At 69.0% G+C, this 26,026-nt stretch carries 29 protein-coding genes, 3 tRNA genes and 2 pseudogenes; 11 read left to right on the top strand and 23 right to left on the bottom strand.

Annotated elements, in window-relative coordinates; translation table 11 throughout:
* Positions 1-18: 18 nt before the first annotated feature.
* The 10 genes from ABD858_RS10545 to ABD858_RS10590 form a co-directional block, all read right to left on the bottom strand.
* Positions 19-291, bottom strand: coding sequence for a hypothetical protein (locus tag ABD858_RS10545; protein WP_345036043.1), 273 nt, complete (start codon positions 289-291; stop codon positions 19-21).
* Positions 292-424: 133 nt separating this feature from the next.
* Positions 425-829 carry a hypothetical protein gene (locus tag ABD858_RS10550; protein ID WP_345036044.1) on the bottom strand — a complete coding sequence of 135 codons (405 nt, stop codon included), beginning with the start codon at positions 827-829 and terminating at the stop codon, positions 425-427.
* Positions 826-1,017, bottom strand: coding sequence for a hypothetical protein (locus tag ABD858_RS10555; protein WP_345036045.1), 192 nt, complete (start codon positions 1,015-1,017; stop codon positions 826-828). Before ABD858_RS10555 ends, ABD858_RS10550 begins: the two co-directional genes overlap by 4 nt.
* Positions 1,014-1,208: a hypothetical protein gene (locus ABD858_RS10560; protein WP_345036046.1), complete on the bottom strand. Its 195-nt coding sequence runs from the start codon at positions 1,206-1,208 to the stop codon at positions 1,014-1,016. Before ABD858_RS10560 ends, ABD858_RS10555 begins: the two co-directional genes overlap by 4 nt.
* A gap of 28 nt (positions 1,209-1,236) precedes the next feature.
* The gene (locus ABD858_RS10565; RefSeq protein WP_345036048.1) at positions 1,237-1,434 is read right to left on the bottom strand and encodes a hypothetical protein; all 198 of its coding nucleotides are present in this window, start codon (positions 1,432-1,434) and stop codon (positions 1,237-1,239) included.
* Positions 1,431-1,568, bottom strand: a complete 138-nt coding sequence (locus ABD858_RS10570; protein WP_345036049.1) for a hypothetical protein — start codon at positions 1,566-1,568, stop codon at positions 1,431-1,433. The genes ABD858_RS10565 and ABD858_RS10570 overlap by 4 nt, the downstream gene beginning before the upstream one ends.
* A complete protein-coding gene (locus ABD858_RS10575; RefSeq protein WP_345036051.1) occupies positions 1,565-1,813 on the bottom strand; it encodes a hypothetical protein in 249 nt (82 codons plus the stop codon). The genes ABD858_RS10570 and ABD858_RS10575 overlap by 4 nt, the downstream gene beginning before the upstream one ends.
* Before the next feature lie 436 nt (positions 1,814-2,249).
* Positions 2,250-3,164 carry a ParB/RepB/Spo0J family partition protein gene (locus ABD858_RS10580; RefSeq protein ID WP_345036052.1) on the bottom strand — a complete coding sequence of 305 codons (915 nt, stop codon included), beginning with the start codon at positions 3,162-3,164 and terminating at the stop codon, positions 2,250-2,252.
* Positions 3,165-3,322: 158 nt separating this feature from the next.
* Complete coding sequence (locus tag ABD858_RS10585) at positions 3,323-3,487, bottom strand: hypothetical protein (protein WP_345036053.1); 165 nt, start codon at positions 3,485-3,487, stop codon at positions 3,323-3,325.
* A gap of 184 nt (positions 3,488-3,671) precedes the next feature.
* Positions 3,672-4,667 (bottom strand): hypothetical protein, encoded by a 996-nt coding sequence (locus tag ABD858_RS10590; protein WP_345036054.1) that lies wholly within the window; start codon positions 4,665-4,667, stop codon positions 3,672-3,674.
* Between the two features lie 179 nt (positions 4,668-4,846).
* Between ABD858_RS10590 and ABD858_RS10595 the strand changes: the two genes are divergently transcribed.
* Positions 4,847-5,047, top strand: coding sequence for a hypothetical protein (locus ABD858_RS10595; protein ID WP_345036056.1), 201 nt, complete (start codon positions 4,847-4,849; stop codon positions 5,045-5,047).
* Positions 5,048-5,069: 22 nt separating this feature from the next.
* Here ABD858_RS10595 and ABD858_RS10600 read toward each other — a convergent pair whose 3' ends face one another.
* Together ABD858_RS10600 and ABD858_RS10605 are read right to left on the bottom strand one after the other, a co-directional pair.
* Positions 5,070-6,026, bottom strand: a complete 957-nt coding sequence (locus ABD858_RS10600) for a recombinase family protein (protein WP_345036057.1) — start codon at positions 6,024-6,026, stop codon at positions 5,070-5,072.
* 436 nt (positions 6,027-6,462) lie between these two features.
* On the bottom strand, positions 6,463-6,699 hold the full coding sequence (locus ABD858_RS10605; RefSeq protein ID WP_345036058.1) for a DNA-binding protein: 237 nt from the start codon (positions 6,697-6,699) through the stop codon (positions 6,463-6,465).
* A gap of 206 nt (positions 6,700-6,905) precedes the next feature.
* On the opposite strand from ABD858_RS10605, the gene ABD858_RS10610 reads away from it, so the two are divergent.
* On the top strand, positions 6,906-8,474 hold the full coding sequence (locus tag ABD858_RS10610; RefSeq protein WP_345036059.1) for a tyrosine-type recombinase/integrase: 1,569 nt from the start codon (positions 6,906-6,908) through the stop codon (positions 8,472-8,474).
* A gap of 125 nt (positions 8,475-8,599) precedes the next feature.
* On the opposite strand, the gene ABD858_RS10615 is transcribed toward ABD858_RS10610, so the two are convergent.
* From ABD858_RS10615 to ABD858_RS10625, 3 genes are all read right to left on the bottom strand, one after another.
* Positions 8,600-8,673: transfer RNA gene (locus ABD858_RS10615), tRNA-Ile, on the bottom strand.
* A gap of 176 nt (positions 8,674-8,849) precedes the next feature.
* Positions 8,850-8,922: transfer RNA gene (locus tag ABD858_RS10620), tRNA-Asn, on the bottom strand.
* 6 nt (positions 8,923-8,928) lie between these two features.
* Positions 8,929-9,001, bottom strand: a tRNA-Asn gene (locus ABD858_RS10625).
* A 134-nt stretch (positions 9,002-9,135) separates the two neighbouring features.
* Here ABD858_RS10625 and ABD858_RS10630 point away from each other — a divergent pair.
* The 4 genes from ABD858_RS10630 to ABD858_RS10645 all read left to right on the top strand — a co-directional run bounded on the left by ABD858_RS10630 (position 9,136) and on the right by ABD858_RS10645 (position 14,707).
* Positions 9,136-9,438 (top strand): YtxH domain-containing protein, encoded by a 303-nt coding sequence (locus ABD858_RS10630; RefSeq protein WP_345036060.1) that lies wholly within the window; start codon positions 9,136-9,138, stop codon positions 9,436-9,438.
* A gap of 48 nt (positions 9,439-9,486) precedes the next feature.
* On the top strand, positions 9,487-10,929 hold the full coding sequence (locus tag ABD858_RS10635) for an FGGY family carbohydrate kinase (protein WP_345036061.1): 1,443 nt from the start codon (positions 9,487-9,489) through the stop codon (positions 10,927-10,929).
* Between the two features lie 119 nt (positions 10,930-11,048).
* Positions 11,049-12,782, top strand: coding sequence for an ABC transporter ATP-binding protein (locus tag ABD858_RS10640; protein WP_345036062.1), 1,734 nt, complete (start codon positions 11,049-11,051; stop codon positions 12,780-12,782).
* A complete protein-coding gene (locus ABD858_RS10645; RefSeq protein WP_345036064.1) occupies positions 12,779-14,707 on the top strand; it encodes an ABC transporter ATP-binding protein in 1,929 nt (642 codons plus the stop codon). The genes ABD858_RS10640 and ABD858_RS10645 overlap by 4 nt, the downstream gene beginning before the upstream one ends.
* 287 nt (positions 14,708-14,994) lie before the next feature.
* On the opposite strand, the gene ABD858_RS10650 is transcribed toward ABD858_RS10645, so the two are convergent.
* From ABD858_RS10650 to ABD858_RS10670, 5 genes and pseudogenes are all read right to left on the bottom strand, one after another.
* Complete coding sequence (locus ABD858_RS10650) at positions 14,995-16,257, bottom strand: RNA polymerase sigma factor (protein WP_345036065.1); 1,263 nt, start codon at positions 16,255-16,257, stop codon at positions 14,995-14,997.
* Positions 16,258-16,747: 490 nt separating this feature from the next.
* Entirely contained in the window at positions 16,748-18,640 is a 1,893-nt protein-coding gene (dnaG, locus tag ABD858_RS10655) for a DNA primase (RefSeq protein WP_345036066.1), read from the bottom strand.
* Between the two features lie 64 nt (positions 18,641-18,704).
* Positions 18,705-19,973 (bottom strand): NAD(P)/FAD-dependent oxidoreductase, encoded by a 1,269-nt coding sequence (locus ABD858_RS10660; protein WP_345036068.1) that lies wholly within the window; start codon positions 19,971-19,973, stop codon positions 18,705-18,707.
* 90 nt (positions 19,974-20,063) lie between these two features.
* Positions 20,064-21,362: a deoxyguanosinetriphosphate triphosphohydrolase gene (locus ABD858_RS10665; RefSeq protein ID WP_345036069.1), complete on the bottom strand. Its 1,299-nt coding sequence runs from the start codon at positions 21,360-21,362 to the stop codon at positions 20,064-20,066.
* 135 nt (positions 21,363-21,497) lie between these two features.
* Positions 21,498-21,722, bottom strand: a pseudogene (locus ABD858_RS10670) (RNA-guided endonuclease TnpB family protein); the annotation flags it as partial.
* 62 nt (positions 21,723-21,784) lie between these two features.
* On the opposite strand from ABD858_RS10670, the gene ABD858_RS36785 reads away from it, so the two are divergent.
* The 3 genes from ABD858_RS36785 (at position 21,785) to ABD858_RS10685 (ending at position 23,994) form a co-directional block, all read left to right on the top strand.
* Positions 21,785-22,030, top strand: a complete 246-nt coding sequence (locus tag ABD858_RS36785) for a hypothetical protein (RefSeq protein WP_425586185.1) — start codon at positions 21,785-21,787, stop codon at positions 22,028-22,030.
* Positions 22,031-22,307: 277 nt separating this feature from the next.
* Positions 22,308-22,988 carry a SanA/YdcF family protein gene (locus ABD858_RS10680; RefSeq protein WP_345036070.1) on the top strand — a complete coding sequence of 227 codons (681 nt, stop codon included), beginning with the start codon at positions 22,308-22,310 and terminating at the stop codon, positions 22,986-22,988.
* Between the two features lie 265 nt (positions 22,989-23,253).
* A complete protein-coding gene (locus tag ABD858_RS10685; protein ID WP_345036071.1) occupies positions 23,254-23,994 on the top strand; it encodes a class I SAM-dependent DNA methyltransferase in 741 nt (246 codons plus the stop codon).
* Between the two features lie 46 nt (positions 23,995-24,040).
* Here ABD858_RS10685 and ABD858_RS10690 read toward each other — a convergent pair.
* The 3 genes and pseudogenes from ABD858_RS10690 to cutA all read right to left on the bottom strand — a co-directional run.
* Positions 24,041-24,238, bottom strand: a pseudogene (locus ABD858_RS10690) (transposase); the annotation flags it as partial.
* Positions 24,229-24,651: a gamma-glutamylcyclotransferase family protein gene (locus tag ABD858_RS10695; protein ID WP_345036072.1), complete on the bottom strand. Its 423-nt coding sequence runs from the start codon at positions 24,649-24,651 to the stop codon at positions 24,229-24,231. The pseudogene ABD858_RS10690 and the gene ABD858_RS10695, both read right to left, overlap by 10 nt.
* Positions 24,648-24,959, bottom strand: a complete 312-nt coding sequence (gene cutA, locus ABD858_RS10700) for a divalent-cation tolerance protein CutA (RefSeq protein WP_345036073.1) — start codon at positions 24,957-24,959, stop codon at positions 24,648-24,650. The genes ABD858_RS10695 and cutA overlap by 4 nt, the downstream gene beginning before the upstream one ends.
* A gap of 44 nt (positions 24,960-25,003) precedes the next feature.
* On the opposite strand from cutA, the gene ABD858_RS10705 reads away from it, so the two are divergent.
* Both ABD858_RS10705 and ABD858_RS10710 read left to right on the top strand, forming a co-directional pair.
* Positions 25,004-25,795, top strand: a complete 792-nt coding sequence (locus ABD858_RS10705; protein WP_345036074.1) for an aminotransferase class IV family protein — start codon at positions 25,004-25,006, stop codon at positions 25,793-25,795.
* A gap of 105 nt (positions 25,796-25,900) precedes the next feature.
* Positions 25,901-26,023 (top strand): hypothetical protein, encoded by a 123-nt coding sequence (locus ABD858_RS10710; protein WP_345036075.1) that lies wholly within the window; start codon positions 25,901-25,903, stop codon positions 26,021-26,023.
* Positions 26,024-26,026 lie beyond the last annotated feature (3 nt).

A 26,026-nucleotide genomic window follows, 5' to 3' on the forward strand; every position in this document is an offset into this window, starting at 1 on the left:
CGCCGTGTCCGGGGCGTGTCATACCTGCTGGTCGTCGGGGTTGCTGTGTTTCTTCACCACGTCGGACAGCAGCGGCGGAGTGCCGTCAGGGCGGGGGCTGGTCGCCCACTCGCTGTAGTAGATCGCGGCGAGCAGTCCGACGGCGTGGCGTACGGCGTCGGACGTGGTGCAGCCGCTGTGCAGGATCACCCCGAGGTCGTCGGACAGGGTCTTGTCGACGCGGACGCTCACCCGTGTACCGGGGGCCGGCGTGGGTTGCTTCTGGGTGCGGGTAGGGTTCGGCTCAGCCATGGGGAGTGCACTCTCCTCATCGGTCAGGGCCCCGGCCGGAGCTGCTATCTCCAGGCTTGGGGCCCGCTTGTGTATGGGGTTGTGGTTCGACGCTATCGGCCAGGCGGTCAACACGCTGACCGATGCGACGGGTTCATATGCGGTGGCTTGTCCGCCACACCATTCCGGATGGCTCGTGGCAGTGCCACTTCAACGTGGTGGCGTGAGGGGCTGGCCAGGAGCACCGAACGATCCGGAAGCGGTGGATGCGCCACGAGCTGCACCGAGACTCCGAGCCCGGGTTGCGAAGCTCGGCGGCCGTGGCGCGGTCGTGCCGGTGGGACGACCAGCCGCGGACGCACTGATACGTCTCGAGTGCGGTACGCGTCCGGAGGAGTTCCATGTGCTGCTTGTTCAGGGCCTCGGTCAGGCGTTCACGCTCGGCCGCCATCTGACGCGCCTCTTTGGCCAGCAGGTCGGCTTCCTCGGGTAGGAGTGCGCCGCGGCGGGCTCGGTCGATGAGGTGGAGGAGCTGCTCGGGGGTGAGCGGCGTGGTCATGCTGCATGGTCCTCTCCGACGTCGTGCCAGCCTTGCAGGAGGGCGCCGTGTTCAAGGGCTGCCTCGTCCTTCGCGACAGTGCCGGCTGTGTGGCGGCGCCCGTCAGCAGCGAGGACCCAGGGCAGTGCGAGCAGGGCAACGAAGTAGAGCAACGGTAGGCCGGCGCCGACGATGCGAGCGGTTTTCATCGCGTCTCCTGCGAGCGGCAGTTGGGGCATTCGTGGCGGACGTCGGGGAGGGTGCGGCCTTCGACGACGGCGAGGATCTCGGCCTCGTTGGCGTCGCGGAGTTTCTGCCCGCAGCCGTTGCAGGGGCGCTTGATCCGGTAGGTGGTGCCGTCGGCATGGCGGCGCGGCGGCGTGTCCGTGCGGCTGGTCATGAGCTTCTCCAAGAGGGTGTGGTGCCGGTCAGGCGCGGGAGCGCCGGTTGTCCCAGCGGGCCAGCGTCGCGGCGGCTGGGAGTGGGCTGATGAGGATCAGCAGGGCGCCGAGGTAGAGCTCGAAGGCGTCGAGAACGAAGAGGATCCACAGGAGGATGGTGAAGGCCGCCGCGAGGGCGGCGGCCGTCAGGTAGAGCGCGGTGCGCAACGCCGGTTGGTAGGTCACCTGTTGTTGCATCCGCATATGCCGGTGGGCATGCACCAGCTGTTGCAGCCGTCGCACCACTCGGCGCCGGGTACCGGCGGGATGCGCCGCGGGGAGGTGTCGTCGTCCGGCTTGGTGGCGGTCGTGGTGGTCATGCTGCGTGGGTCTCCTGGTGGTTGCGGTAAGGCGCGCCGATGGCGTCGGCGAGCTGGACGTAGTGACGTGCGGCCTCGTCAGGCGGGGTGGGCGTCAGCTGTCTGGGCTGACCAGTCCGCCTGGGCCTGTAGGGCGGGGTGCGCCTGCGCTGCTCGGCGAGGAGCTTGTTGAGGGGCCCGTACCGCTCTTCGAGGAGCTGTCGGTACAGCTCGGGGTCGACGGCGCTGGAAGTCTCGTACTGCACAGGTGGGTTTCCTTCCGTGAATGGCCGACCCGCCGCCGCTGACGGACGCGGGGCGGGTCGGCCGGATGCGGGTGCTGCCCTCGGTGCTCCGCATCGGGCGGGGCCGGCGTCTGGCGGGCAGGGCGCGGGGGATTCGTCCACCCGCCAGACACCGGAGGGGTGCCGCATTCCACGGCTTGATCGAGCTCAGCTGAATCCGATCAACTGAGGTGGACAGTAGCACGCTTGACTGTTCTGATCTATCTTTCGGTGCCTGAGTCGACCTCGAGAAGCGGCGTTCCACACGGGTCAGGCTCCGGGAACAGGGCGTCTTGCTGCGGGGGCTGCATGTGCCCGTAGGCACTCGGAGGTACGTCCAGCCAGGTGAGCTGGGGATCGGTCACGGTGTTCTCCCTTGAAGGGGCCGGGCGCCGTGCGACGCCCGGCCGATGGTTGGTCAGGCTGCGGCTATGGCCCGCTCGTTGACGACGATCTCGCGGGCCTCGGCGTGCGCCTTGGCCTGGCGGAGGTTGAAGCGGGCCTTCTGTACGGTGTCGGCCACACGTCCCAACTGGTCCAGTCGAGAGCCGACTTCGCCTTCCAGCGCGAGGGCGAGCTCTGCCGGGTCGGCCTTGACGATCCGCTCAAGGAGGCCACAGATGCGCTCGATGCCGTCGAGGGTGTTCTTCGTTGCAGTCTGGGTGCGGGCGCGCTCCGCGCGCTCCTCCGGACTCATGTCCTCGACGATCAGCAGGACCTCTTGATTCTGCTGCTGCTTGAGGGCGTAGGCGAAGTGCACCAGTTCGTTGTCGCCATGGAAGTCGCCCCGAGTCCACTTGGCGAGGACGGCGCGCTGGTTGCCGGGGGTGAGCCGGGAGATCTGGACGGCCGCCTGGGTGCCGATGTTGCCCGCGTTGACCTGCTCGGCGACCTCGTCGGTGAGGTTGAGCAGGGCGAGGCGGAGCCGGATGTACTGGACGGTCTTGCCGAAGTCGGCGGCGACGGTCTCTTCGGTGGCATCTTCCTCCTCATCGAGGATGCGCTGGTAGCCGCGGGCTTCTTCGAGCGGGAGCATGTCGGCACGGTTGACGTTCTCCGACATGGACCGCTTGAAGGCCTTGAGGTCATCGGCCTCGTCGACGATGCGGGCCTCGATGGTGATGGCGTCGATCAACTGGTGGGCGCGCCAGCGGCGTTCGCCGGCGACGAGCTCGTAGCGATTGGTCTCGAGCTTGCGGACGACGACGGGCTGCATGAGGCCGTACTGCTGGATGGAGGCGGCGAGCTCCCGAAGGGCGTCCTCGTCGAAGTATTCGCGAGGCTGGTTCTCGTTGCGGACAACGTGGGCCATCTTCAGGGTCTTGTTGATCACCGCTCGCTCCAAGAGGGTTTTCCGGTGGGGGCTTTCCCCTCACCTCCTGGTTATATTTTATGGCAATCGGGTTGCAGGAGCAACCCGTACGTGAGGAATTTCCGCAGGCCAAACGCCTGCGCCCCTCCAGAGGGAGGGGCGCACAGGTACGTTTCAGATCAGGCAGCAGAGAGGATCGCCGTCGGCCTGGGCTCTATGACATCACTGGCAGGCAGTAGAGCGAGCACGCACACCACGTCGCGCACAGCACCCTCGACGGCCAGCGTGCGCCCAGCCTCCTCCGCCGCGCGAGCGGCCGCCAGGACTGCCTCGATGTCAACCACAGAGCCCTCCCCTTGCAGCAGGCCGTGGTCAGCCCGACCTGGGCACGAACCTGCATAAGATCGTTACGCGACCGTCGCCTCATACCCCCACCAATGCGGTACGCGTCCGGCGTCATGTTTCACGTGGGTAATTACTCATGTCAACTCTGTGACCTCTGGAGCCGTGCAGGTCAGGGCCTGTCAGTCACGATTTGTAGCCGTCTGTAAGCGGCGACGGGATAAGTCCTTCGGCTGTGGCCCAGCACGCGAGTTGCAGGTTCGTCTCCAGGCCAAGCTCGCCCCTGAGGTCCTTCTGCGCCGTCGTCAAGGTGCTCTGGGACATGCCCAGCCTCCTGCAAACCTCGGCCTGGGTGCGGCCGGCACCGAGCTCACGCAGGATCGCCAGCTGGGTCGGGGTCACGATCTGGTCGGCGCCGACCGCAGGTGTGCTCGCCCAGTCGTCGGCTGTGTCCCAGTCGCGGTCGAAGTCAGCGGCGATGAGCCTCACGAGGAACGGATCTGTGATCAATCGCGGTCCCGCCTTCTCCGCCCTGGCGGGGTCCCCTTCATCCGTGACGAGCGCGTACGTACGGTCGAAGATGAGGCACTTGGCAAACGGACGGGTCAGCGTGCGTACGTGCGAGCCAGCCGCCAACATCGCGTCGACATGTTCGCGGGTTGCCGCATCCCGGCGAGCCACGCTGGGGTACAGGTGGCACACACGAACGCCGCGGTTGATGACCTCTAAGTCCCGCTCCATGACGCGCTCCAGCTGCTCGGCCTTGCGCTGGCCCGGCTGGGCGACGAGGACTTCAGTGCGTACCTCCTGCAGCAGTCCGTTGATCCGGGCGTTCGCCGCGTCCGGGGTGGGCAGGTACTCGTAAGCGGGGCCGCTGACTTGCTGAGTCGCGTCGAAGGCGGGGGCAAGAGTCTCAGCGAGAGACTCGAGGTCCTCAGCCTGCTGGGCGAGCTTGGCCACGACATGAATCACGTGGTTGGACATGTTGCGCTGCACCACTCTGGGGTCAACGGGCGTGCACCAGTCGGTCATGGGGCTCTTGTCGAGCAAGCCGAGTTGCAGAAGGAGGCGGGCGTTGGGCTCGTCCACATGGATCCCGCCCTCAGCCAGGGCCCTGTGGTAGGCGGCCTCCAAGGCCTTCAGCAGAGGATCCTGCCCGCCGCGCTGTGGCAAGTTCAGCATGCGTACCCCCGGTTTCCGGTATTTCTGCCGATGTGATTTCTACCGGTAACCAATCCGTTGATCACCGCAGTGTTCTGACGCACCATAGCTTGCGGGAGAGACAATAATCGTTCTCCAGTTCGAATCCCGTGGGGTGGTAGGGGACCCACCCACGTCACCGTTGAGCAGGAGAGAACCACATGTCGAAGCGCCTGACCCGCGCCGCCATGACCACCGCCGCACTCGCTGCCGCCGTCGCCCTGACGGCCGGCGTGGCGCACGCCGACGACATCCAGTGGCGCACCGCGCCGACCGCGACGACCGAACCCACCGCGCCCGCGAAGAGCACGACTTCGCCGACGCCCGAGGCGAGCGCCACCAGCAGCGACATTCAGTGGTAGGAACCCACCCGTGCGCCGACGGTCAGGACACCTGGCCGCCGGCGCTCTTCCATCGCAGCACTACCCGACCGTCCTCGATGTGCCGGATGCCGCGCGCCGAAGCCTGATACACCTCGACTTGGTCGAGGAGCAGGTGACACAGGGCGCGTCGGGATTTCGCCGGCGCGCTGTTCCACCAGTTCACCAGGCCCGTGACGTCGTCGATCCCGCCAAGCGGGGCCGCTGCTACCTGCTCGGCGTAGCGGAGCGTCTGCCGAAGCTCCTTTTCGGCATCGTCGATCTTCTGGTTGGCCGCCTTGTAGGCGGCGCGGCCGAGCTCTTGCTTGGCGTAGTCCTCGGCAAGGTTGCCTCGCTGCTCTTCGAGTGCAGCAAGCCGATTCCGGACCTGCTCGGCCTCGGCTTCGATGCGGGCCTTCTCCTCCTGGAGCCGAAGCAACGCGCCGGGCCGTGCCAGCTCGCCAAGGACACGGGTGCCGACGTAGTCCTCGAGCAGATGGGCTGCGACACGGACCTTTCCGCAGCCGCCCTCCTCATCGGGTTGGCACCGGTAGCCGGGGGTGGAGCTATTGGAACGGGCGCCGACGAGGGCATGGCCGCACAGGCCACACGTCCCCAACAGTCCGCCAGTGAGCATGTAGTCGAAGTCGGGTGTGGTGCGCTCCGGGCGGCGCTGGCGCTTCCGCAGCTCCTCGAATTCTTCCGGCTCAATGATCCGCGGGAGGCCGGTTTCGTACAGCTCCCCCGTCTTGGGATCTTGGGCGAGCCCGGCGATCACCGGGTTGTCCAGCAGCCGGCCCAGAGACACGGGAGCCCATGCGCCGCCGAGCGTTCCCCGGTAGCCCTGGTCGTTCATCCACCTGGCGACCGCCGCCAGCGACTGGCCTTCACGGACACGGCTGGCTGCGAGCCTGATCACTTGTTTCTCGTCGTCGCGCAGGCGGGTGCGCGCCGAGTCATCGAACCCGTAGAGCCGTGCCATCCATTACCCCTTGCCCCCCAAATCGAAGCGGGCCGTGACGTAGGTAGAACAGTCCGTACAGTTCTACCCACGTCCAAGTGAGACGCATGCTAGTTTCAGACGGCCGATGGGCAGCCGGCGTGAACCCAGCACCTGCCACAGCGCAGCTGTGGGACCTCCGTCGAGCCGTCAAGATCCCGCTTGAGCGATCTGCCAGCCGTTCCGAACGTCATGCGCCGGACACCTGAGCCCGGATTGTTTGTTGCCGTTGTCACCTCAGTCGTCGCGTTCCCCCGCGCCAACCGCGCACAGGATACGCAAGAACGCCGGGATGCACGCAAGGGAGGGAACAATAAGAGTCCGTAAGGTGACCCTTCGCAGCCACTGTGGAGGACGATGCCTGCAGGGCCGCCCGCTGCCGAGCACAGTGCAGACAAGGGACAGGACACTCCGGCGATCAGGGGTGGGGCGTCACGCCCAGCACTTCCCAAAGAGCTGCAGTGGGCACCTTGACCACTGAGCCTAGCTTCAGCGTCCGCACCGGGAACTCGCCAGACCGCAGCAGCCCGTAGGCCTTGCTCTTCCCGATGCCCAGCGCCCGAGCTGCGGTCTCCATGCTGACGGTGAGCGGCAGTTCCAACAACTCCTGACGGGTCATCTGCGAACTGGTCGGAACCTGCGCGGTGTGTGTCATGTGATTGTCGCGTTCTCCCCCGCGCCAACACCCCCACAGGATATGCCAGATGGCCCCTCATGCGGCAAGGATGAGCCCCCAGCGCACACACGGAGCCACCTGCACCAGATCCCGCACACACAGCCACAGACCAAGCTGACTGCGGCAAGATAATGCACGTTTCACCATGAAGTGAGACCAACACGCCATCCAAGGGGGGATGACGCATGTTCGAGCCGTCGTACTACAAGCGGTGCGCCTGCAAGACAGAGGCGGTCGGCGAAGACGGTCAGCCGATCCTCGGCCCGGACGGGCAGCCGAAGCTCAAGGAGCTCGGCTCCGACTGTCCCAAGCTCAAGCAGAGCGGCCACGGGTCCTGGTACTTCTACCTCGAGCTTGAGCCGGGAGAGAACGGCAAGCGCCGCCGGGTACGCCGCGGCGGGCACGCCACCAAGGACGACGCCAAGATCAAGGCGAGGGAGGTCTACGACGAGGCCAACGCCGGCGCGGACGTCCTGTCCGACGAGACCATGCAGCAGTTCTTGGAGTCCTGGCTGCGCCGGAAGAAGAAGCTGGCTCGGACCACGGTGCACTCGTACGAGGAGCACATCAACAACTACCTGATCCCGCACCTGGGGCACATCAAGCGCCGCGACCTGCGCCCTCGCCACATTGAGGCGATGTACGACGCCCTGGAAGAAGCCAACGGGAAGCGACTCACACACCTCGCCCGCATCGAGGAGCTCAAGGCCGACGCGGCGGCCAAGAAGGCCGCGTGGGTGCGGGCCGAGACCCAGGAGGAGCGCAGGCCGGCCAGGGCAGCCTGGATCGCGGCGAATGCGGCGCTGCGTGAGGGAAGCAAGGGCCTTCGGAAGCCGACGGGGCCGGCCACCATCCAACGGATCAACGCCACCTTGTCCTCGGCTCTCGGGTCGGCGGTGAAGAAGGGCGAGATGAGCCGCAACTGGGCGGCGATGGTCGAGCTGCCCTCCGCAAAGCGCCCGCGAGCACTGGTGTGGACAGCCCCGCGGATCGAGGAGTGGAAGCGCACCGGCGCCCGCCCCTCGCCCGTGATGGTCTGGACACCCAAGCTGACGGGCTCGTTCCTCGACCAGGTGGCCGATGACCGGCTGTACGCCCTATGGCACCTTCTGGTGTTCCGCGGCCTGCGCCGCGGTGAGGCATGCGCGCTGCCCTGGTCAGAGGTCGATCTCGAAGGAGGCTGGATCCACATCAACCAGCAGATCGTCGAGGTCGCCTACAAGACCTTCGGCGAGGAGCCGAAGGCCGACAGCGTGCGCACCATCCCGATCGACAGGGACACCGTGGCAGCCCTGCGCGTCTGGAAGAAGACGCAGGCCAAGGAACGCAAGGAGTGGTCCGGCGACAATGCCTGGACCGAGTCGGGCCGGGTGTTCACCCAGGAGGACGGCACGGGGTATCACCCGGACTGGATGAGCCGCCGCTTCAAGCGGCTGGTCGAGGTCCTCGGCCTGCCGCCGGTGCGGCTCCACGACCTGCGGCACGGCTCGGCGACGCTGTCGCTGCTCGCGGGCACCGACATCAAGGTGGTGCAGGAGCGTCTGGGGCACTCCTCGCGGCAGATCACGTCCGACACCTACACCTCGGTGCTGCCGGAGCTGATGCACGCCGAGGCGGAGGCCCTGAGCAGCATCGTGCCACGCACCGCTGCGGCCGAGGAGAAGCCGGACCGGGGTGAGGACGCGGCCGCCGATCCGGGCGCCGACAGCGACAACCGGGAGGGCGGCGGCGATGCCCCGACGCGTGCCGCCTGACGCTGCGTCCCCATCTCGTCCCCATGATCTTGGTTTTCCCGTACTCCGTTAGGGTCGGGGCGCCATCCAAGATCGCAAGAAGAGGAGAACCCCAGGTCAGAACGTTTCTGCCTGGGGCCTCGCGGTGGGGCGGGTGGGACTCGAACCCACGGCCGACGGATTATGAGTCCGCTGCTCTAACCGGCTGAGCTACCGCCCCATGCGGCGTGTCGCGCACATTTGTACGCGCCGTGTGCCGCAGCATAGCCGCTCATACGATCTCCTGCCTCGCGTGGTCGGCTTCGCACGACCATGAGGACTGCGCTGCGGCCTGCACGGTTCCACCAGGCCCGGAACCGGACATGAAAAAGGACCCCGGAGGGTCCTCTTCCGCTGCTCCCCCGACTGGACTCGAACCAGTAACCTGCCGGTTAACAGCCGGCTGCTCTGCCAATTGAGCTACAGGGGATCGAAGCTCCCCCGACTGGACTCGAACCAGTAACCTGCCGGTTAACAGCCGGCTGCTCTGCCAATTGAGCTACAGGGGAATGCCTCGTTGCACCGAACGTACCTACCTGGGGTTTCCCGGGCGGCGCTCGCTCGCTGCGACACATACATTAGCGCAAGCTGGGGGGTGCTCCGCCAATCGGTTCACCCCGGACACCAGGGAAGGGTGGCAGCGATGCGGTACCGCCTCACGTTCATCGCCGGAATGGCCGTCGGGTACGTACTGGGAACCCGGGCCGGGCGGGAGCGTTACGAGAAGCTGAAGAAGTCCGCGCGGCAGGTGGCGCAGAACCCGGCCCTGCGCAATGCCGTGGACTCGGCGGCGTACACCGGCCGCCAGGTGGCGGGCAAGGCGTTCACCTCGGTGAGCAGCCGGGTCGGGAACCGGATGCCGGACTCCGTGGCCTCGCGGGTGCGGTCGCTGCGTGAGCGCAGCAACAACGGCGCCGAGGACGACTGGGGCGTCAGCAACACCTGAGGCGCTACGTGCCGGTAGCACTCCTCGCGGTGCGGCAGAATCGTGTGTATGGGGATAGTCGCCGGGCTGGACAGTTCATCCGCCTTCACACGCATCGTCGTCTGCGACACCGATACGGGTGCCGTGCTGCGCCAGGGGTACGCACCCCATCCGGTGGATCCGAAGGCGACCGACGTCGATCCCCAGGCCTGGCTGCTGTCGCTCGGTGAGGCCGCGGGCGACGGTCTGCTGGAGGGCGTCCAGGCCATCGGCGTGGCCGCCCAGCAGCACGCCCTGGTCGCCCTCGACCGACAGGGTGCTCCGGTGCGGCCGGCGATGACCGGCGCCGACAAGCGGGCGCAGGTGGCCGCGGCCGATCTGGTCGACGCGTTCGGCGGGCGGCAGGCGTGGGCCGAGGCCGTGGGGTCGGTGCCGCAGGCGGCGCAGCCGGTGGCCAAGCTGCGCTGGCTGGCCAGGACGGAGCCGGAGGCGGCTCAGCAGGTCGCGATGGTGATGCAGCCGCACGACTGGCTGGTGTGGCAGCTGCTGGGCCGGCCGGTCAGGCGGACGACGGACCGGGGAGCCGCGTCCGGTACGGGCTACTGGTCCGCGGCCACCGGCATGTACCGGCCGGACCTGGTGGAGCTGGCGCTCGGCCACCAGGCGGCGCTGCCGGAGGTGCTGGGCCCCTCCGACGCGGCCGGGATGACCCCCGAGGGGCTGCTGATCTCCGCCGGTACGGGCGAGACGATGGCCGCCGCGCTGGGGTTGGGGGTCGGGCCCGGGGACGTGGTGGTGTCGCTGGGCGCGTCCGGTTCGGTGATGGCCGTGCACCACGAGGCGCTGGCCGACCCGAGCGGCATGATCACCTCGTTCGCGGACGCCACCGGAATGCATATGCCGGTGGTGTACACGTCGAACGCGGTACGGGCACTGCGCGGCACGGCCGACATGCTGGGCACGGACCTGAAGGGACTGTCCGAGCTGGCGCTGAAGTCGACTCCGGGCTCCTGCGGCCTCGTACTGCTGCCGTATCTGGAGGGTGAGCGCACCCCGCGGCTGCCGCATGCCGCGGGCACGCTGGCCGGGCTGCGGCGCGAGTCGATGAAGCCCGAGCATCTGGCGCGGGCGTCCTTCGAGGGGATGCTCTGCTCGCTGGCGGACGCCCTGGACGTGCTGCGGGGACGCGGGGTGGAGGTGCGACGGGTGTTCCTGCTGGGGCAGGCCGCCGAACTTCCTGCCGTACAGGCCGCGGCACCGGCGCTGCTCGGGGGCCAGGTCGTCGTACCGCAGCCCGCGGACTACACGGCGCTGGGCGCGGCCCGGCAGGCGGCCTGGGCGCTGGGTGTGGCGCACGGAACACTGACCCCGCAGACCCCGCCGGCCTGGCAGGGCGCGGCCGCTCAGGTGTTCGAGCCGGGCGAGGAGCTGGCGGCGGGACAGGCGGTGCGGCAGCAGTACGTGACGACACGTGAGCAGATCCACCCCGGGGCGTTCGGCGCGGAGTCGTGAATCCGCCTGGCGCACACCGGTCTTGACCGGGACTTGGCAAAATCACTTGGGGTTCCGGCGGGTGCTTGTCGGAAGATGGGCTGAAGCCCCCCGATCCTGACGACCCCGAGAGACTACGCGTGCTCATTCGACTCCTGCGGACCCATCTGAGTCCGTACAAGAAACCGATACTCCTGCTGGTGGCGCTCCAACTGCTACAGACGGGCGCCACCCTGTATCTGCCCACCCTGAACGCGGACATCATCGACAAGGGTGTCATCAGAGGAGACACGGGCTACATCCTGCGGTTCGGCGGCCTCATGGTCGCGGTCAGCGTCCTTCAGGTCGCCTGCAACATCGGGGCGGTCTTCTTCGGCGCCAGGACCGCGGCGGCGCTCGGCCGGGATGTGCGCGGCGCCGTCTTCGACCGGGTGCAGTCGTTCTCCGCACGCGAGCTGGGACACTTCGGCGCCCCCTCGTTGATCACCCGCACCACCAATGACGTCCAGCAGGTCCAGATGCTGACGCTGATGGCGTTCACGATGATGGTCTCGGCACCGATCATGTTCGTGGGCGGCATCATCATGGCCCTCGGCCTGGACGTGCCGATGTCGGGGGTGCTGCTCGCCGTGGGACCGGTCCTCGGTGTCGCGGTCGGCCTGATCGTACGGAAGATGCGACCGCTGTTCCGCACCATGCAGGAGCGGCTGGACACGGTGAACCGGGTGCTGCGCGAGCAGATCACCGGCAACCGGGTGATCCGCGCCTTCGTGAAGGACGCGTACGAGCAGGAGCGGTTCCGTGGGGCGAACACCGAGCTGACGGACGTCTCGCTGTCGACCGGACGGCTGATGGCGCTGATGTTCCCGACCGTGATGACGGTCTCGAACATCGCGTGCGTGGCCCTGATCTGGTTCGGCGCTCACCGCATCGACAGCGGAGGGATGGAGATCGGTGCGCTGACGGCCTTTCTCGCCTATCTGATGCAGATCGTGATGGCCGTGATGATGGCCACCTTCATGTTCATGATGGTGCCGCGCGCCGAGGTCTGCGCCGAGCGGATCGAGGAGGCGCTGGGCACGGAGACCAGTGTGGTCCCGCCCACCGCGCCGGTACGGGAGCTGGCCTCGCACGGCCACCTGGAGGTGCGGGGCGCGGAGTTCCGCTATCCGGGTGCCGAGGAGCCGGTGCTGCGCGCCGTGAACCTGGTCGCCCGGCCCGGCGAGACGACCGCGGTCATCGGATCGACGGGCAGCGGCAAGTCGACACTTCTGGGGCTCGTACCGCGGCTGTCCGATGTGACGGACGGCGAGGTGCTGGTCGGCGGCGTGGACGTGCGCACACTGGACCCGGCGGTGCTGTCGCGGACGGTCGGCCTGGTGCCGCAGAAGCCGTACCTCTTCTCCGGTACGGTCGCCACGAACCTGCGGTACGGCAATCCGGACGCGACCGACGAGGAGCTGTGGCGGGCCCTGGAGGTCGCCCAGGCCAGGGACTTCGTGGAGCGGTTGGATGGCGGGCTGAACGCGCCCGTCGCGCAGGGCGGCACGAATGTCTCGGGCGGTCAGCGGCAGCGGCTTGCGATCGCGCGGGTGCTGGTGGCCCGGCCGGAGATCTATCTCTTCGACGATTCCTTCTCGGCGCTGGACTACGCCACCGACGCCGCGCTGCGCGCTGCGCTGGCCGGTGAGACAGCGGACGCCACCGTGGTGATCGTCGCGCAGCGGGTGTCCACGATCCGTGACGCCGACCGGATCGTGGTCCTCGACGAGGGCCGGGTCGTCGGCGCCGGTCGGCACCACGAGCTGATGGCGGACAACGAGACCTACCGGGAGATCGTCCTCTCCCAGCTGACGGAGGCGGAGGCCGCATGAGTGGCGGACCCATGGCACGCATGATGGGCGGCGGGCCCGCCCAGCGGTCGATCGACTTCAAGGGATCCGGAAAGCGGCTGCTGCGGCAGCTGGCCCCGGAGCGGACCACGCTCTGGGTGATGCTGTTCGCCACGGTGCTCAGCGTGGCGGGCTCGGTGGCCGGTCCGCTGGTCCTGGGCCGGGCCACCGACCAGGTCTTCGCCGGGGTCGTCGGCCGGCAGATGCCGGAAGGGCTGACCAAGGAGCAGGTCCTCGAGAGCATGCGGCAGAAGGGCGACGACGGGATCGCCGACATGCTCTCCGGAACGGACTTCACCCCGGGCCAGGGCATCGACTTCGACGCCGTCGGCCGCGTACTGCTGCTCGTGCTCGCGGTGTACGTGGCCTCCGGGCTGCTGATGCTGGTCGCGACCCGTATGGGCAACCGGGCGATCAACCGGACCATGTTCCGGATGCGTCAGGACGTACAGACGAAGCTGTCGCGGCTGCCGCTGTCGTACTTCGACCGGGCCCAGCGCGGCGAGGTGCTCAGCCGGGCCACGAACGACATAGACAACGTCGGCCAGACAATGCAGCAGTCGATGGGCCAGCTCATCAACTCGCTGCTCACCATCATCGGTGTGCTGGCCATGATGTTCTGGGTCTCGCCGCTGCTGGCGCTGGTCGCGCTGGTCACCGTGCCGCTGTCGGTGGTCGTGGCCACCCGGGTCGGCAAGCGGTCGCAGCCGCACTTCGTACAGCAGTGGCAGTCCACCGGCACCCTGAACGCGCACATCGAGGAGATGTACACCGGACATGCGCTGGTGAAGGTCTTCGGACGGCAGAAGGAGTCGGCCGAGGCCTTCGCCGAGCACAACGAAGCGCTCTACCAGGCGAGTTTCAAGGCACAGCTCATGACCGGTGTCATGCAGCCGCTGATGATGTTCGTCTCGAACCTCAACTATGTGCTGGTGGCGGTCGTCGGCGGACTGCGGGTCGCCTCGGGAAGCCTGTCGATCGGCGATGTGCAGGCCTTCATCCAGTACTCGCGGCAGTTCTCCATGCCGCTCACCCAGGTCGCCTCGATGGCGAACCTGGTGCAGTCCGGGGTCGCCTCGGCCGAGCGGGTATTCGAACTGCTCGACGCGGAGGAGCAGACGGCGGACAGCTCGGTGTCCGCACAGCCCGACGAACTGCTCGGCGCGGTCGCACTCGACCGCGTGTCGTTCCAGTACGAGCCGGACAAGCCGCTCATCGAGGATCTGTCGCTGAAGGTCGAACCCGGCCAGACGGTCGCGATCGTCGGCCCGACCGGCGCCGGCAAGACCACGCTGGTCAATCTGCTGATGCGGTTCTACGAGGTGACGGGCGGCCGGATCGCCCTGGACGGGGCCGACATCGCCGAGATGTCCCGCGACGAACTGCGTTCCGGCATCGGCATGGTGCTCCAGGACACCTGGCTCTTCGGAGGCACCATCGCGGACAACATCGCCTACGGCGCGAACCGTGACGTGACCCGCGAGGAGATCGAGGAGGCGGCGCGAGCCGCGCACGCCGACCGCTTCATCCGTACCCTGCCGGACGGCTACGACACCGTCATCGACGACGAGGGCACCGGGGTCAGCGCGGGCGAGAAGCAGCTCATCACCATCGCCCGGGCCTTCCTGTCCGATCCGGTGATCCTGGTGCTGGACGAGGCGACCAGCTCGGTCGACACCCGTACCGAGGTGCTCATCCAGAAGGCCATGGCCCGGCTGGCCCACGGCCGCACCAGCTTCGTCATCGCCCACCGTCTCTCCACCATCCGGGACGCCGACGTCATCCTGGTCATGGAGAACGGCTCGATCGTCGAACAGGGCACCCACGACGAACTGCTGGCCTCGGATGGTGCCTACGCCCGGCTGTACGCGGCGCAGTTCGCGCAGGCGGTGGCCGAGGTCGATTAGGTCCTGTCCGGCCGATCAGGTCGGATCAGGGAGCGGCGGCTGGTGCCGTGCATCGCAAGGCGGAGAAGGGCCCGCCGCGGAGCGGCTGCGGTGCCCGCCGCGGAGCGGCTGATGTCACCGCAGCCGCTCCGCGGCGGGGCACCCCTGGGGGCACCCCTGGGGGCACCCCTGGGGGCACCCCCAGCGGTAGCTGGGGGAGGTAGCTGGGGGAGGTAGCTGGGGGAGGTAGCTGGGGGAGGTAGCTGGGGGAGCCGCGAGCTTCCCGGCAAACCTTTCCGGTCACAGCACTAGTCGAGGTATCCCCGGAGCTGGTCGGCGAAGGCATGGTCCCGCAGCTTGTTGAGGGTCTTGGACTCGATCTGGCGGATGCGTTCACGCGTCACGCCGAAGATCCGTCCGATCTCCTCCAGGGTGCGGGGCCGGCCGTCGACCAGACCGTAACGGAGCTGGACCACCTTGCGTTCGCGTTCACCGAGGGTGGAGAGGACCGCCTCCAGGTGTTCGCGCAGCAGCAGAAAGGCCGCCGACTCCACGGGGGACGCGGCGTCGCCGTCCTCGATCAGATCGCCGAGCGCCACATCGTCCTCCTCCCCCACGGGCGCGTGCAGGGACACCGGCTCCTGGGCGAGGCGCAGCACCTCGCTGACGCGCTCGCCGGAGAGGTCGAGATGCGCGGCGACCTCCTCGGGGGTGGGTTCGTACCCGCGCTCCTGGAGCATCCGGCGCTGGACCCGTACCACCCGGTTGATCAGTTCCACGACATGGACCGGGACCCGGATGGTGCGGGCCTGGTCGGCCAGGGCCCGGGACATGGCCTGGCGGATCCACCAGGTCGCGTACGTCGAGAACTTGTAACCGCGGGCGTAGTCGAACTTCTCGACCGCCCGGATCAGGCCGAGATTGCCCTCCTGGACCAGATCGAGCATGGTGAGGCCGCGGCCCACGTAGCGCTTGGCGACGGACACGACGAGACGCAGATTGGCCTCGATCAGCCGGCGCTTGGCCATCCGGCCCATGACGACCAGCTTGTCGAGGTCCACGGCGAGCTGCGAGTCGAGGTCGGTGGCGGTTCCGAGCTTCTCCTCGGCGAAGAGCCCCGCCTCCACCCGGCGGGCCAGTTCCACCTCCTCGGCCGCGGTGAGCAGCGGAATGCGGCCGATCTCGCGCAGATACTGCCGGAACAGATCGGAGGAGGGCCCGCCCGTCTCGGCGCGGCCACCGGGCCGCAGCTCGGTCGACTCCCGCCCCTCGGGCGGTTCGGCTCCCTCGGCTTCCGCTGCTTCGGGTGCGTCCACCGGGTCCTCCGGCACGGCGTCGGGGCGGTGATCGGCCCGGCTCTGCGGCGGGACGGCCGCGACGATGTCGGTCTCGGTCAGGGTCTGGGTCTGCACGGGGGCGACCTCCAGGGTGATCGCTGCCGGTTCAGGGACGTGCGGCAGCGGGACGGGGGCGGCGGCCGGGCCGCTGTCCGTCCCGTACACGATGAGCGGATCCGCGGGGGTGAAGGGCCCACTGCCGGTGGGCCGGCCGCGCTCCGAGGACTCAGGCACCGCATCCCAGTGTGGGGTACGACACATCGCTGTCACGAGGGGCGTGCGATGACTTTTTGATGCCGGGCCGTGACCGTGCGGTTACCGGCGCGGTTGTCGATGTGGTTCGACCGTCATATCGACAGCACGACACACTGGACGCCCGGGCACAGAGATGGTCCGTGAACTTGAGCGAGATGGACGAGCTGCGCCGGCGCCTGGAAGCCCTTGCGGCACGCATGGACGACCTGGCTGAGCAGCAAGCCGCGACGCGGCATCTCGCGGTGAACCCGGACCGTGACGTCGCGGCGCTGCAGGAGCAGCGGCGCGACGATGTCAGCTGCTTCAGGCGCTGCGACAGACGCAGCTCGAGCAGGGCAAGACCCTGGAAGCGCACACCAAGACGCTGCTGGAGCACGGCAAGCTGCTGGGGGTCCTCGTCGCCGGGCAGGTCGCGATCATGGACCATCTGGGGATCACGCCGGAGGACGACACCTCCGAGCGTGGCTGATCAGAGCGCGTCGGCGCCGCGGTTGCGGAGCGACTGGGCGTACTGCTGGAGGACCCAGAGCTCGTTCTGCACGGCCGCCAGCTGTTCCGGGGCGGCGTGCGGGCCGAGGCGAGTGAGGGTGCCCTGGATGTCGCGGATGCGGCGGTCGACGGCGCGCAGGCGGACCTGGACGAGCTGGACGCCCGCGTAGGTCTCGTCGACCGTCTTGGAGTGGATCGCCTCCACGGCCAGCTCGGTGACCATGGCCCGGACCGTGTCGTCGGGGGCCGCGTCGCGGACCCGGGCGACGTAGTCGGAGGTGCCCTGGGCGGCGCCGCCGGCCTCCTCGATGGCGCTGCGCACGGCGGCGTAGGGCGGGGCGGTGAACTCGTCCACGCCGTAGGCGTCGAAGGCCGGGGAGACCAGTGCAGGATGCTGGAGGGCGAGCTTGAGGAGCTCACGCTCGGTGCGGTGGGCGGGGCTGCGCAGGTTCAGCGCGGGGCCGGCCGGGGCGGCGGGGGCGGCGACGGTCTCGTACGTACGGGCGCGCGCGCGGGCGGGAGCGGGCCCGCGGCTGCCGCGTTCGCGGGCCCAGCGGGCCAGCTGGGCGACCCGCTTGACGACGAACTGCTCGTCGAGGATGCCGAGGATGCCGGCCAGCTGGACGGCCGACTCGTGCTGGATGGCGATGTTCTTGATGTTGGCGACGATCGGCGCGGCCTCGTCGAGGGCCGCCGCCCGGCCGGCCGGGGTGTCGAGGTTGTGGCGCTTCACGATCTGACGGATCGCGAACTCGAAGAGCGGGGTGCGGGACCGGACGAGCTGCTGCACGGCCTCGTCGCCTTCGGCGAGGCGCAGCTCGCAGGGGTCCATCCCGCCGGGCGTGATCGCGATGGAGGTCTCGGCGGCGAACTTCTGGTCGTCCTCGAAGGCGCGCAGCGCGGCCTTCTGGCCGGCCGCGTCCCCGTCGAAGGTGAAGATCACCTCGGCGGTGGCGTTGTCCATCAGCAGCCGCCGCAGGATCTTGATGTGGTCGCCGCCGAAGGCCGTACCGCAGGTGGCGATGGCAGTGGTGACCCCGGCCAGATGGCAGGCCATGACATCGGTGTAGCCCTCGACGACCACGGCCCGGCTGCTCTTGGCGATGTCCTTCTTGGCGAGATCGATGCCGTAGAGGACATGCGACTTCTTATAGATCGCGGTCTCGGGGGTGTTGAGGTACTTCGGCCCGTTGTCGTCGTCGCGCAGCTTGCGTGCGCCGAAGCCGACGACCTCGCCGGAGATGTCACGGATGGGCCACATCAGCCGGCCCCGGAAGCGGTCGATGGGGCCGCGGCGGCCCTCCTGGGAGAGGCCGGAGAGGGTCAGCTCCTTGTCGCTGAATCCCTTGCCGCGCAGATAGCGGGTGAGGTGGTCCCAGCCGGCCGGGCTGTAGCCGACCCCGAAGTGCTGGGCGGCGGCCTGGTCGAAGCCTCGCTCGGCAAGGAACTTCCGGGCGATCTCGGCCTCGGGGCTGTCCAGCTGCTCGACGTAGAACTGCGCGGCGATCTTGTGCGCCTCGACCAGGCGGATCCGCTCGCCCCGCTGGTGGGTGGGGTTGTACCCGCCTTCCTCGTACCGCAGGGTGATGCCCGCCTGTGCGGCGAGCCGCTCGACCGCCTCCGAGAAGGAGAGGTGGTCGATCTTGCGTACGAAGGTGATGACGTCGCCGCCCTCCTGGCAGCCGAAGCAGTGGAAGAAGCCCTTGCTGGGGCTGACCTGGAAGGAGGGGGTCTTCTCGTCGTGGAAGGGGCACAGGCCCTTCAGATTGCCGCCGCCGGCATTGCGCAGCTGGAGGTACTCGGAGACGACGGCGTCGATCGGGAGAGCGTCCCGGACCGCCTTCACGTCGTCGTCGTTGATCCTTCCAGCCACGCGCAAAGTTTACCGGGGGTCCGGCCCGGGCCGGACCCCTGCCGGACGCACCGGGGGACGCGGCCTACGGGTGCGGCAGGACGGCCCCGAGGGGCGTCGCCGGGTCGGCGAGGGCGTCGGTGTCGACCGAGGCGCCGGACCTGATCAGTGCCTGGATGTGCTCGGTGACGTCCCACACGTTGACGTTCATCCCGGCCAGGACCCGGCGGTCCTTCAGCCAGAAGGCGATGAACTTGCGCTTGCCGACGTCCCCGCGCAGCAGCACTTGGTCGTACGAGCCGGGGGGCGCCCAGCCCGAGTACTCCATGCCCAGGTCGTACTGGTCGGTGAAGAAGTAAGGGATGCGGTCGTAGCTGACCTCCTGGCCGAGCATGGAGCGGGCGGCGGCCGGGCCGCCGTTGAGGGCGTTGGCCCAGTGCTCGACGCGCAGCCGCAGGCCGAGCAGCGGGTGATGTGCCGCGGCGACGTCGCCCGCCGCGTAGATGTCGGGGTCGGAGGTGCGCAGCGACGCGTCGACGGCGATGCCGCCGCCGTGCGCCCGGTCGGCCATCTCCAGTCCGGCGGCCTCGGCGAGCGCGGTGCGCGGGGCGGCGCCGATCGCGGCGAGGACGACGTGCGCGGGGTGTTCCTCGCCGTCGTCGGTGCGGGCGGCCAGCACCATGCCGTCCTGGCCGGTGATCTCGGTGAGCCTGGCGCCGAAGCGGAAGCGGACTCCGTGTCCGCGGTGGACGTCGGCGAAGAGCTGCCCGAGCTCGGGGCCGATGGCCCGGTGCAGCGGGGTCGGATTCGGCTCGACGACGGTGACCTCGGCGCCGTATCCGCGGGCGGCGGCCGCGACCTCCAGACCGATCCAGCCTCCCCCGGCGATCACGAGGTGGCCGTTGTCCCGGCCCAGAGCGACCAGGACACCACGCAGCCGCTCGGCGTGGGCGAGGCGGCGCAGATGGTGGACGCCCGCGAGGCCGGTGCCGGGGATGTCGAGCCTGCGCGGCTCGGCACCGGTGGCCAGCAACAGCTTGTCGTACTGCACAAGGGCGCCGTCGCCGAGCCGGACCGCCTTGGCGTCGCGGTCGACGGCGACGACGGGCTGGCCGAGGTGCAGCTCGATGTCGGCCTGGGCATACCAGGCGGGCTCGTGGACGAAGACGCTCTCCCGGGTCTCCTTGCCGGTCAGATAGCCCTTGGACAGGGGTGGGCGCTCGTACGGGTGGTCGCGCTCGTCGCCGACGAGGATGACCCGGCCGGTGAATCCCTCGGCCCGGAGCGTTTCGGCGGCCTTCGCGCCGGCCAGTCCTCCTCCGACGATGACAAACGTCCGGTGTGCGTCGACCACTTGATGCCTCCTCTTTACGCTGCCGCCATCGAGCGTCCCGCACGGAGCGTGATGGCGGAAGGGGTGCTGCTCCGTTCAGCGGCGGGCCGGTCAGGACCGCCGGGAGAGCCGGTTGTGCAGGGTACGGGCCGAGGCGTCCGTGAACGAGGCGATCTGGTCGACGATCACCCGTTTGCGGGCCCGGTCGTCCGGCGCAGCGTCGAAGAGCGCGCGGAACTGCGGGTCGAGGCCTTCGGGGGCACGGGCGGTGAGCGCCTCGGCCAGCTCGGCGAGGACGATCCGCTGGTCGGCACGGAGCCGCTCCTGCTCGTCCCGCTGCATCACATAGCGGTCGGCGACGGCCTTGAGGACCGCGCACTCGTTCCTGGTGGTGCGCGGGACGACCAGTTCGGCTCCGTACCGGGTGAGCCGGCCCCCACCGTACGCCTCGCGGGTGGCGGCCTCGGCGTCCAGGCAGAACCGGCCGATGAGCTGGCTGGTGGCATCCTTCAGCCGGGCCTGGGCGACCGCCGAGCCGTCGTAACCGTGCGGCCACCATTCCTGGTCGACGAGCCGGTCGAGGGCGGCGGCCAGCTCCTCGGGGTCGGTGTCGTCCGGGACGTAACGGCCGATGGCCACGGCCCAGATCTCGCTGCGCTCGGACTCGGCGAAGAGCACGTTGGGATCGATGTGGCCGGCGTGCAGGCCGTCCTCGAAGTCGTGCACGCTGTACGCCACGTCGTCCGACCAGTCCATGACCTGGGCCTCGAAGCATCTGCGCTGCCCGGGGGCGCCGGAGCGGAGCCAGCCGAAGACGGGCAGGTCGTCCTCGTACGCCCCGAACTTCGGCGAGCCGGGATCGGTGGGATGGCCGCCGCGCGGCCACGGGTACTTGGTGGCGGCGTCGAGCGCCGCCCGGGTGAGATTGAGGCCGACGCTGACCGGCTCCCCGTCGGGACCGCGCACGAACCGCTTGGGTTCGAGCCGGGTGAGCAGCCGCAGGGACTGGGCGTTGCCCTCGAATCCGCCGCAGTCCTTGGCGAAGTCGTTGAGCGCCTGCTCGCCGTTGTGCCCGAACGGCGGATGGCCCATGTCATGGGAGAGGCAGGCCGCCTCGACCAGATCGGGATCACAGCCCAGGGCAGCCCCCAGCTCCCTGCCGACCTGCGCGCATTCCAGGGAGTGGGTGAGCCGGGTACGGGGGCTGGCGTCCCAGGCATAGCTGCGCGAGCCGGGGGTGACCACCTGGGTCTTTCCGGCCAGCCTGCGCAGCGCGGCGGAGTGCAGCACCCGGGCACGGTCGCGCTGGAAGGCGGTACGGCCCGGCCGTTTGTCGGGCTCGGCCGCCCAGCGCTCCATGTCGGACGAGTCGTACCCCGGGTGGTGGCCAAAGCCATCGAAGCCGTCCATGCACCGACAGTAGACGCTGGCATTGAATCCTCCCCTCCCTGAAGGGGAGGGAATTTCTCACCCTCCAGGGCTGATGTGGGGATTTCCGGCTCAGGCCACTTGACGGGACGGCGTCCCACCGAGTCTTACGCCCTCAGCGCCGGCCGGCATCTTGTCGAGCTGGGCCGGACCGCACGTGGTCTTCTCCCTGGTCGTCTTGTGGTGAAGGTGCACGGCCTTGGACTTGGCAACACACTCGTTCCAGATCCACCGGCAGCGGTCCCACTCCGCCATGAGGGCGCGGTGGTCCGTGGACGACACGCGAAGCCGGAAGGTGTACCGGGCGCACCCGGCATCCTCGGCCGTCTGCGGCGTCGTCATGGCCCCACCATGGCAACAGGATCCGTTTCTCGCCGAGGCTTCCCGAAGAACTCCACGAACGGGTGACCGCTCGCGCACAAACCGACCGGCGGTCCATCGACTCCGAGATCCCACAGGTCGCGGCTGCCGTGCGCGACGGCGACCAGGGCGGGTGCCGCGGACGGGACCCCGGACGGGACCGCGGTCGGGGTCATGGGCCTGCGGGTTCCGTTCAGATGGACATGGCTGAGCTGGCTGCGGAGCTGGTGGGTGATGCGGGTGAGCAGTTGCGCCGTGCTGTCGAGGGGAAACGAGTCCCGGTGCGGTGACTTGCGGTGCTGTGCCGACTCCGTCATGGACCGATCCTGGCCCGCGCAGGTTGCCGTGTCGTTGCGCGAGGGTGACGGGTGTTTTCCACAGGCTCACCGCGGTGAGGGCGGCGGGTGGGAGGCGTTGTCGGACGTTCCTTCTACAGTGATCCACATCGGAACCGGAACGGCGACCCGGTCGTTGCCGGCAGCGGCGTGGAGGGGGGAACCGGGCGAACCTTTCAGGGTTTTCGGGCGTCGGTTGAGGTGGGGGACATGGACGACCAGGAGGTATCTCATGCGCAGACCACGACTGCCGAGGCTGCCGCGCACCCGGCGCGGGCAGCGGCGGGCGGTGCAGGCGCTGATGCTCGGCTGTGTGCTGGCGCTGGCCCCGGCGACGTGGATGCACGCCGTGGCGGACGGTCGGCTGCGTACGACGGCCGACGCGCCCTCGACCGATGTCGCCGTCGTCTTCGGCGCCGGGCTGTGGCAGGGCAGGCCGTCGCCGTATCTCGCCCACCGCCTCGACGCGGCGGCCGAGCTCTACCGCACCGGCAAGGTCCGGGTGGTTCTGGTAACCGGGGACAACAGCCGCGAGGAGTACGACGAACCGGACGCCATGCGAGCCTATCTGGCCGAGCGGGGGGTGCCGGACCGGCGGATCGTCAGCGACTACGCCGGGTTCGACACCTGGGACTCCTGTGTACGGGCGAAGAAGATCTTCGGCGTGGAGCGGGCGCTGCTGATCACCCAGGGCTTCCACATACGCCGTGCCGTCGCGCTCTGCCAGGCGGCGGGGATCGAGTCGTACGGCGTGGGGGTCGCCGCCAAACATGATGCGACCTGGTACTACGGCCATACGCGCGAGCTGTTCGCGGCAGGCAAGGCGGCACTGGACGCGGCGTTCGAGCCGGATCCGCGTTTCCTGGGGCGTCAGGAGACGAGCGTCACCGAGGCGTTGGCGGCCGGCCGCTGACAGGGGCGCTGACACCGTTGCCGAGACCGTAGTCAGGTCTCAGCATTCCGGGCATTTCGGACCAGAAGGTCCGTCTCGTCACTAAGAACTCCTAACGAAATGATCTCCAAGGTGGTTGGATCACTCCGGGACTGATGATCCGGGGTGCGGGCGGTTCGGCCGAAGCCCTGGCAAGGCGACGACGAGTTGTGGGCGGTGCACCCTGAGCCGCGGAGAACTTAAATGCGTCGACAGCGCCCCTCGGCACCCGGCACAGTGGCCACCCGTGACGAGCAGTGAACTGTGGACCCGCGCGACCGCCGACCGCTACGACGCCGAGGAAGCCGAAGCGTCCTCGGCTGCCGTTCTCGGACCGACCCTCGCCTTCCTCGCCGAGCTCGCCGGAGACGGCCGGGCGCTGGAGTTCGCCATCGGAACAGGACGGGTGGGAGTCCCGCTCCGGGAACGCGGCGTGCCGGTGGTGGGCATCGAACTGTCCGAGCACATGGCAGCGGTGCTGCGGCGCAAGATCGACGAGGGCACCCTCCCGGTAGTCATCGGGGACATGGCCACCACCGTCGTTCCCGGCGGGTTCGCCCTGGTCTACCTCGTCTACAACACCATCACGAACCTGCTCACGCAGGACGAGCAGGTCGAGTGCTTCCGCAACGCCGCACGGCATCTGGAGCCCGGCGGCCGGTTCGTCATCGAGCTGGGTGTGCCGCCGCTGCGGCTCCTGCCGCCCGGCCAGGTCGCGGTGCCGTTCGACGTCTCCCAGCAGCATCTCGGCTTTGACACCTTCGACCTGGTCGAGCAGATGCTCGTCTCGCACCACTTCACCCGCGACGGCGACGACGGCCACTACCGCCGCGAAAACTCCCGACACCGGTACGCTTGGCCGGCGGAGCTCGACCTGATGGCGCGGATCGCTGGGCTCGAGCTGGAACGTCGCGTTGCAGACTGGGACGGGGCTCCGTTCACCCAGGACTCCGCGAAGCACGTCTCCGTGTGGCGCAAGCCAGCCTGAGGTCGGCCACCGGGCCATCAACGTTGGCCGTGCCTGTCTTGAACTTCTATCGGGAGTTCAGGCGTCGCCAGCAGATCAGTGCGCATCCGAGGGCGAGGAAGGCTTCGTGGATGTCGTCGCGGATCTCCCAGCGGATCCGCAGGCGGCGGAACCAGTGCAGGTGAGCGAATGCTCGCTCCACGACCCAGCGTTGCGTGCCCAGGCCCGAGCCGTGCTCGGTGCCCCGGCGGGCGATCAGCGGCCGCCCGGCCATTCACCGCCTGGGATGACCCTGCCATGGGCGCGCAGCTCCCGGGCGGCCTTCTCCGCGGTCAGGTAGACCCAGGCGCGGGCCGTGGAGCCGTCCGGGCGGCAGACGTCGCGTGCGATCCGGTCGTACAGATTGCGTGGATCGCCGGGCCCGTAATACCCCTCGAGCCGGTCCAGGAGCGTCAGGGTCTCGTCGTACGTCCCGGGCCGGGGAGTGACGAGATCGCCGGTGATCACCGAGCCGGGCGGTGCGCTCAGCGCGTACGGAAACCCCGGCCCCTCGTACAGCACCGCGCCCGCCAGAGTGGCCGGCTCCTCGCCGGTCACCCGGCCCCGCAGGAGCAGGTCGTGATTGCGCTCGCCGGGCCGGAGCGTGCCGTACACGAAGAACGGCAGACACTCCGTCATCCCGTGGTCTCCTCCGCGACCCAGGCGAGATAGGGACCGCTGCCGCGCACCACCTGCACGGCGATGATCTCCGGGGTGTCGTAGTCGTGGACGGCGCGCAGATGGGCCTCCAGTCGCTCGTACCGCTCGTTCGTCGTCTTGAACAGCACCTGCCATTCCTGGGCGGTCTCGATCCCGCCCTGCCAGCGGTAGACGGAGGTGACGGGCGAGGAGATCTGCGCGCAGGCGGCGAGCCGGGCCTCCACGGCGCCGCGTGCGAGCGCCGCCGCCTTCTCCGCGCTGTCGGTCGTGGTCAGTACAGTGAGCACGTCCGTACCCTAACCAGGACAGGACCCCGTCGTACCGTGGCCGCATGACGATTCCGCCCGGTACCCATGTCGAGATCGACGGCCGCCCCGCCGACGCCGAGAATCTGCTGGTCCCCGCGCTGCTCGGCACATACGCCCACTTCACCGCCCTGCAGGTCAGGGATGGCCGGACGCGTGGCCTGGACCTCCACCTCGACCGGCTGGACGCCGCCACCCGCGAGCTGTCCGGGGCGGAGCTGGACGGTGAGCGGGTGCGCACACTGCTGCGCGGCGCGCTGGACAGGGCCGGGCGCCGGGACTCCGCGGCGCGCGTGTACGTGTACTTCGGCGCAGACCTGAAGCCGACGTTGATGGTCACCGTACGGCCGCCCGTCGATATGCCGGCGGAGCCGCAGAGCCTGATGTCCGTGCCGTACCAGCGTCCGTTCCCGCACATCAAACATCTGGGCAGCTTCGCCCAGACGCACTACGGGCGGCTCGCGGCACAGGCCGGATTCAGCGACGCGCTGCTGACCGGGCCCGGCGGGGTGATCAGTGAGGGCGCTGTCGCCAATATCGCTTTCTACGAAGGGACTTCGGTCGTCTGGCCGGATGCGCCTGCGCTGACCGGGATCACCATGGCGCTGCTCGAGCCGCGGCTCGGCGACCACGGGCTGCCCTCGGCGCAGCGGCCGGTGACACTCGCGGATCTCGGCGCCTACCGGGCCGCGTTCGTCTGCAACTCGCAGGGCATCGCGCCGGTGCGGCTCATCGACGAGGTGGAGTTCGCGGTCGACGAGCGACTGATGAAGACGGTGGCCGAGGCGTACGCGGCCGTCCCCTGGGACGTCATCTGAGGCTGCCGGGACGCTTCATGGCCGACCAGGAAGACATCGGCGGCCGGGACCGCGTCGCGAAGGCCCGTACCGAACCTGCCGGCCGGCGCCCTGATCGCGGCCGAGGTGGGCGTCGAGGTCACCGATCCGGCGGGCGCACCCTGGCGGGTCGGCGCCTCAGGTTTCATGGCCGCCCCCGGGGCACTGCACAAGCCGCTGTGCGCACTGCTCGCGAAGAACGCGGACTGACCG

It is taken from the genome of Streptomyces sannanensis (assembly GCF_039536205.1).
GTDB classification, from domain to species: domain Bacteria; phylum Actinomycetota; class Actinomycetes; order Streptomycetales; family Streptomycetaceae; genus Streptomyces; species Streptomyces sannanensis.

Bases quoted from the DNA above. Each gene is read 5' to 3' on its own strand.
- ABD858_RS10545 (WP_345036043.1), bottom strand. From the start codon at position 291: ATGGCTGAGCCGAACCCTACCCGCACCCAGAAGCAACCCACGCCGGCC.
- ABD858_RS10550 (WP_345036044.1), bottom strand. From the start codon at position 829: ATGACCACGCCGCTCACCCCCGAGCAGCTCCTCCACCTCATCGACCGA.
- ABD858_RS10555 (WP_345036045.1), bottom strand. From the start codon at position 1,017: ATGAAAACCGCTCGCATCGTCGGCGCCGGCCTACCGTTGCTCTACTTC.
- ABD858_RS10560 (WP_345036046.1), bottom strand. From the start codon at position 1,208: ATGACCAGCCGCACGGACACGCCGCCGCGCCGCCATGCCGACGGCACC.
- ABD858_RS10570 (WP_345036049.1), bottom strand. From the start codon at position 1,568: ATGACCACCACGACCGCCACCAAGCCGGACGACGACACCTCCCCGCGG.
- ABD858_RS10590 (WP_345036054.1), bottom strand. From the start codon at position 4,667: ATGCTGAACTTGCCACAGCGCGGCGGGCAGGATCCTCTGCTGAAGGCC.
- ABD858_RS10595 (WP_345036056.1), top strand. From the start codon at position 4,847: ATGTCGAAGCGCCTGACCCGCGCCGCCATGACCACCGCCGCACTCGCT.
- ABD858_RS10600 (WP_345036057.1), bottom strand. From the start codon at position 6,026: ATGGCACGGCTCTACGGGTTCGATGACTCGGCGCGCACCCGCCTGCGC.
- ABD858_RS10605 (WP_345036058.1), bottom strand. From the start codon at position 6,699: ATGACACACACCGCGCAGGTTCCGACCAGTTCGCAGATGACCCGTCAG.
- ABD858_RS10610 (WP_345036059.1), top strand. From the start codon at position 6,906: ATGTTCGAGCCGTCGTACTACAAGCGGTGCGCCTGCAAGACAGAGGCG.
- ABD858_RS10630 (WP_345036060.1), top strand. From the start codon at position 9,136: ATGCGGTACCGCCTCACGTTCATCGCCGGAATGGCCGTCGGGTACGTA.
- ABD858_RS10635 (WP_345036061.1), top strand. From the start codon at position 9,487: ATGGGGATAGTCGCCGGGCTGGACAGTTCATCCGCCTTCACACGCATC.
- ABD858_RS10645 (WP_345036064.1), top strand. From the start codon at position 12,779: ATGAGTGGCGGACCCATGGCACGCATGATGGGCGGCGGGCCCGCCCAG.
- ABD858_RS10665 (WP_345036069.1), bottom strand. From the start codon at position 21,362: ATGGACGGCTTCGATGGCTTTGGCCACCACCCGGGGTACGACTCGTCC.
- ABD858_RS10680 (WP_345036070.1), top strand. From the start codon at position 22,308: ATGCGCAGACCACGACTGCCGAGGCTGCCGCGCACCCGGCGCGGGCAG.
- ABD858_RS10695 (WP_345036072.1), bottom strand. From the start codon at position 24,651: ATGACGGAGTGTCTGCCGTTCTTCGTGTACGGCACGCTCCGGCCCGGC.
- ABD858_RS10705 (WP_345036074.1), top strand. From the start codon at position 25,004: ATGACGATTCCGCCCGGTACCCATGTCGAGATCGACGGCCGCCCCGCC.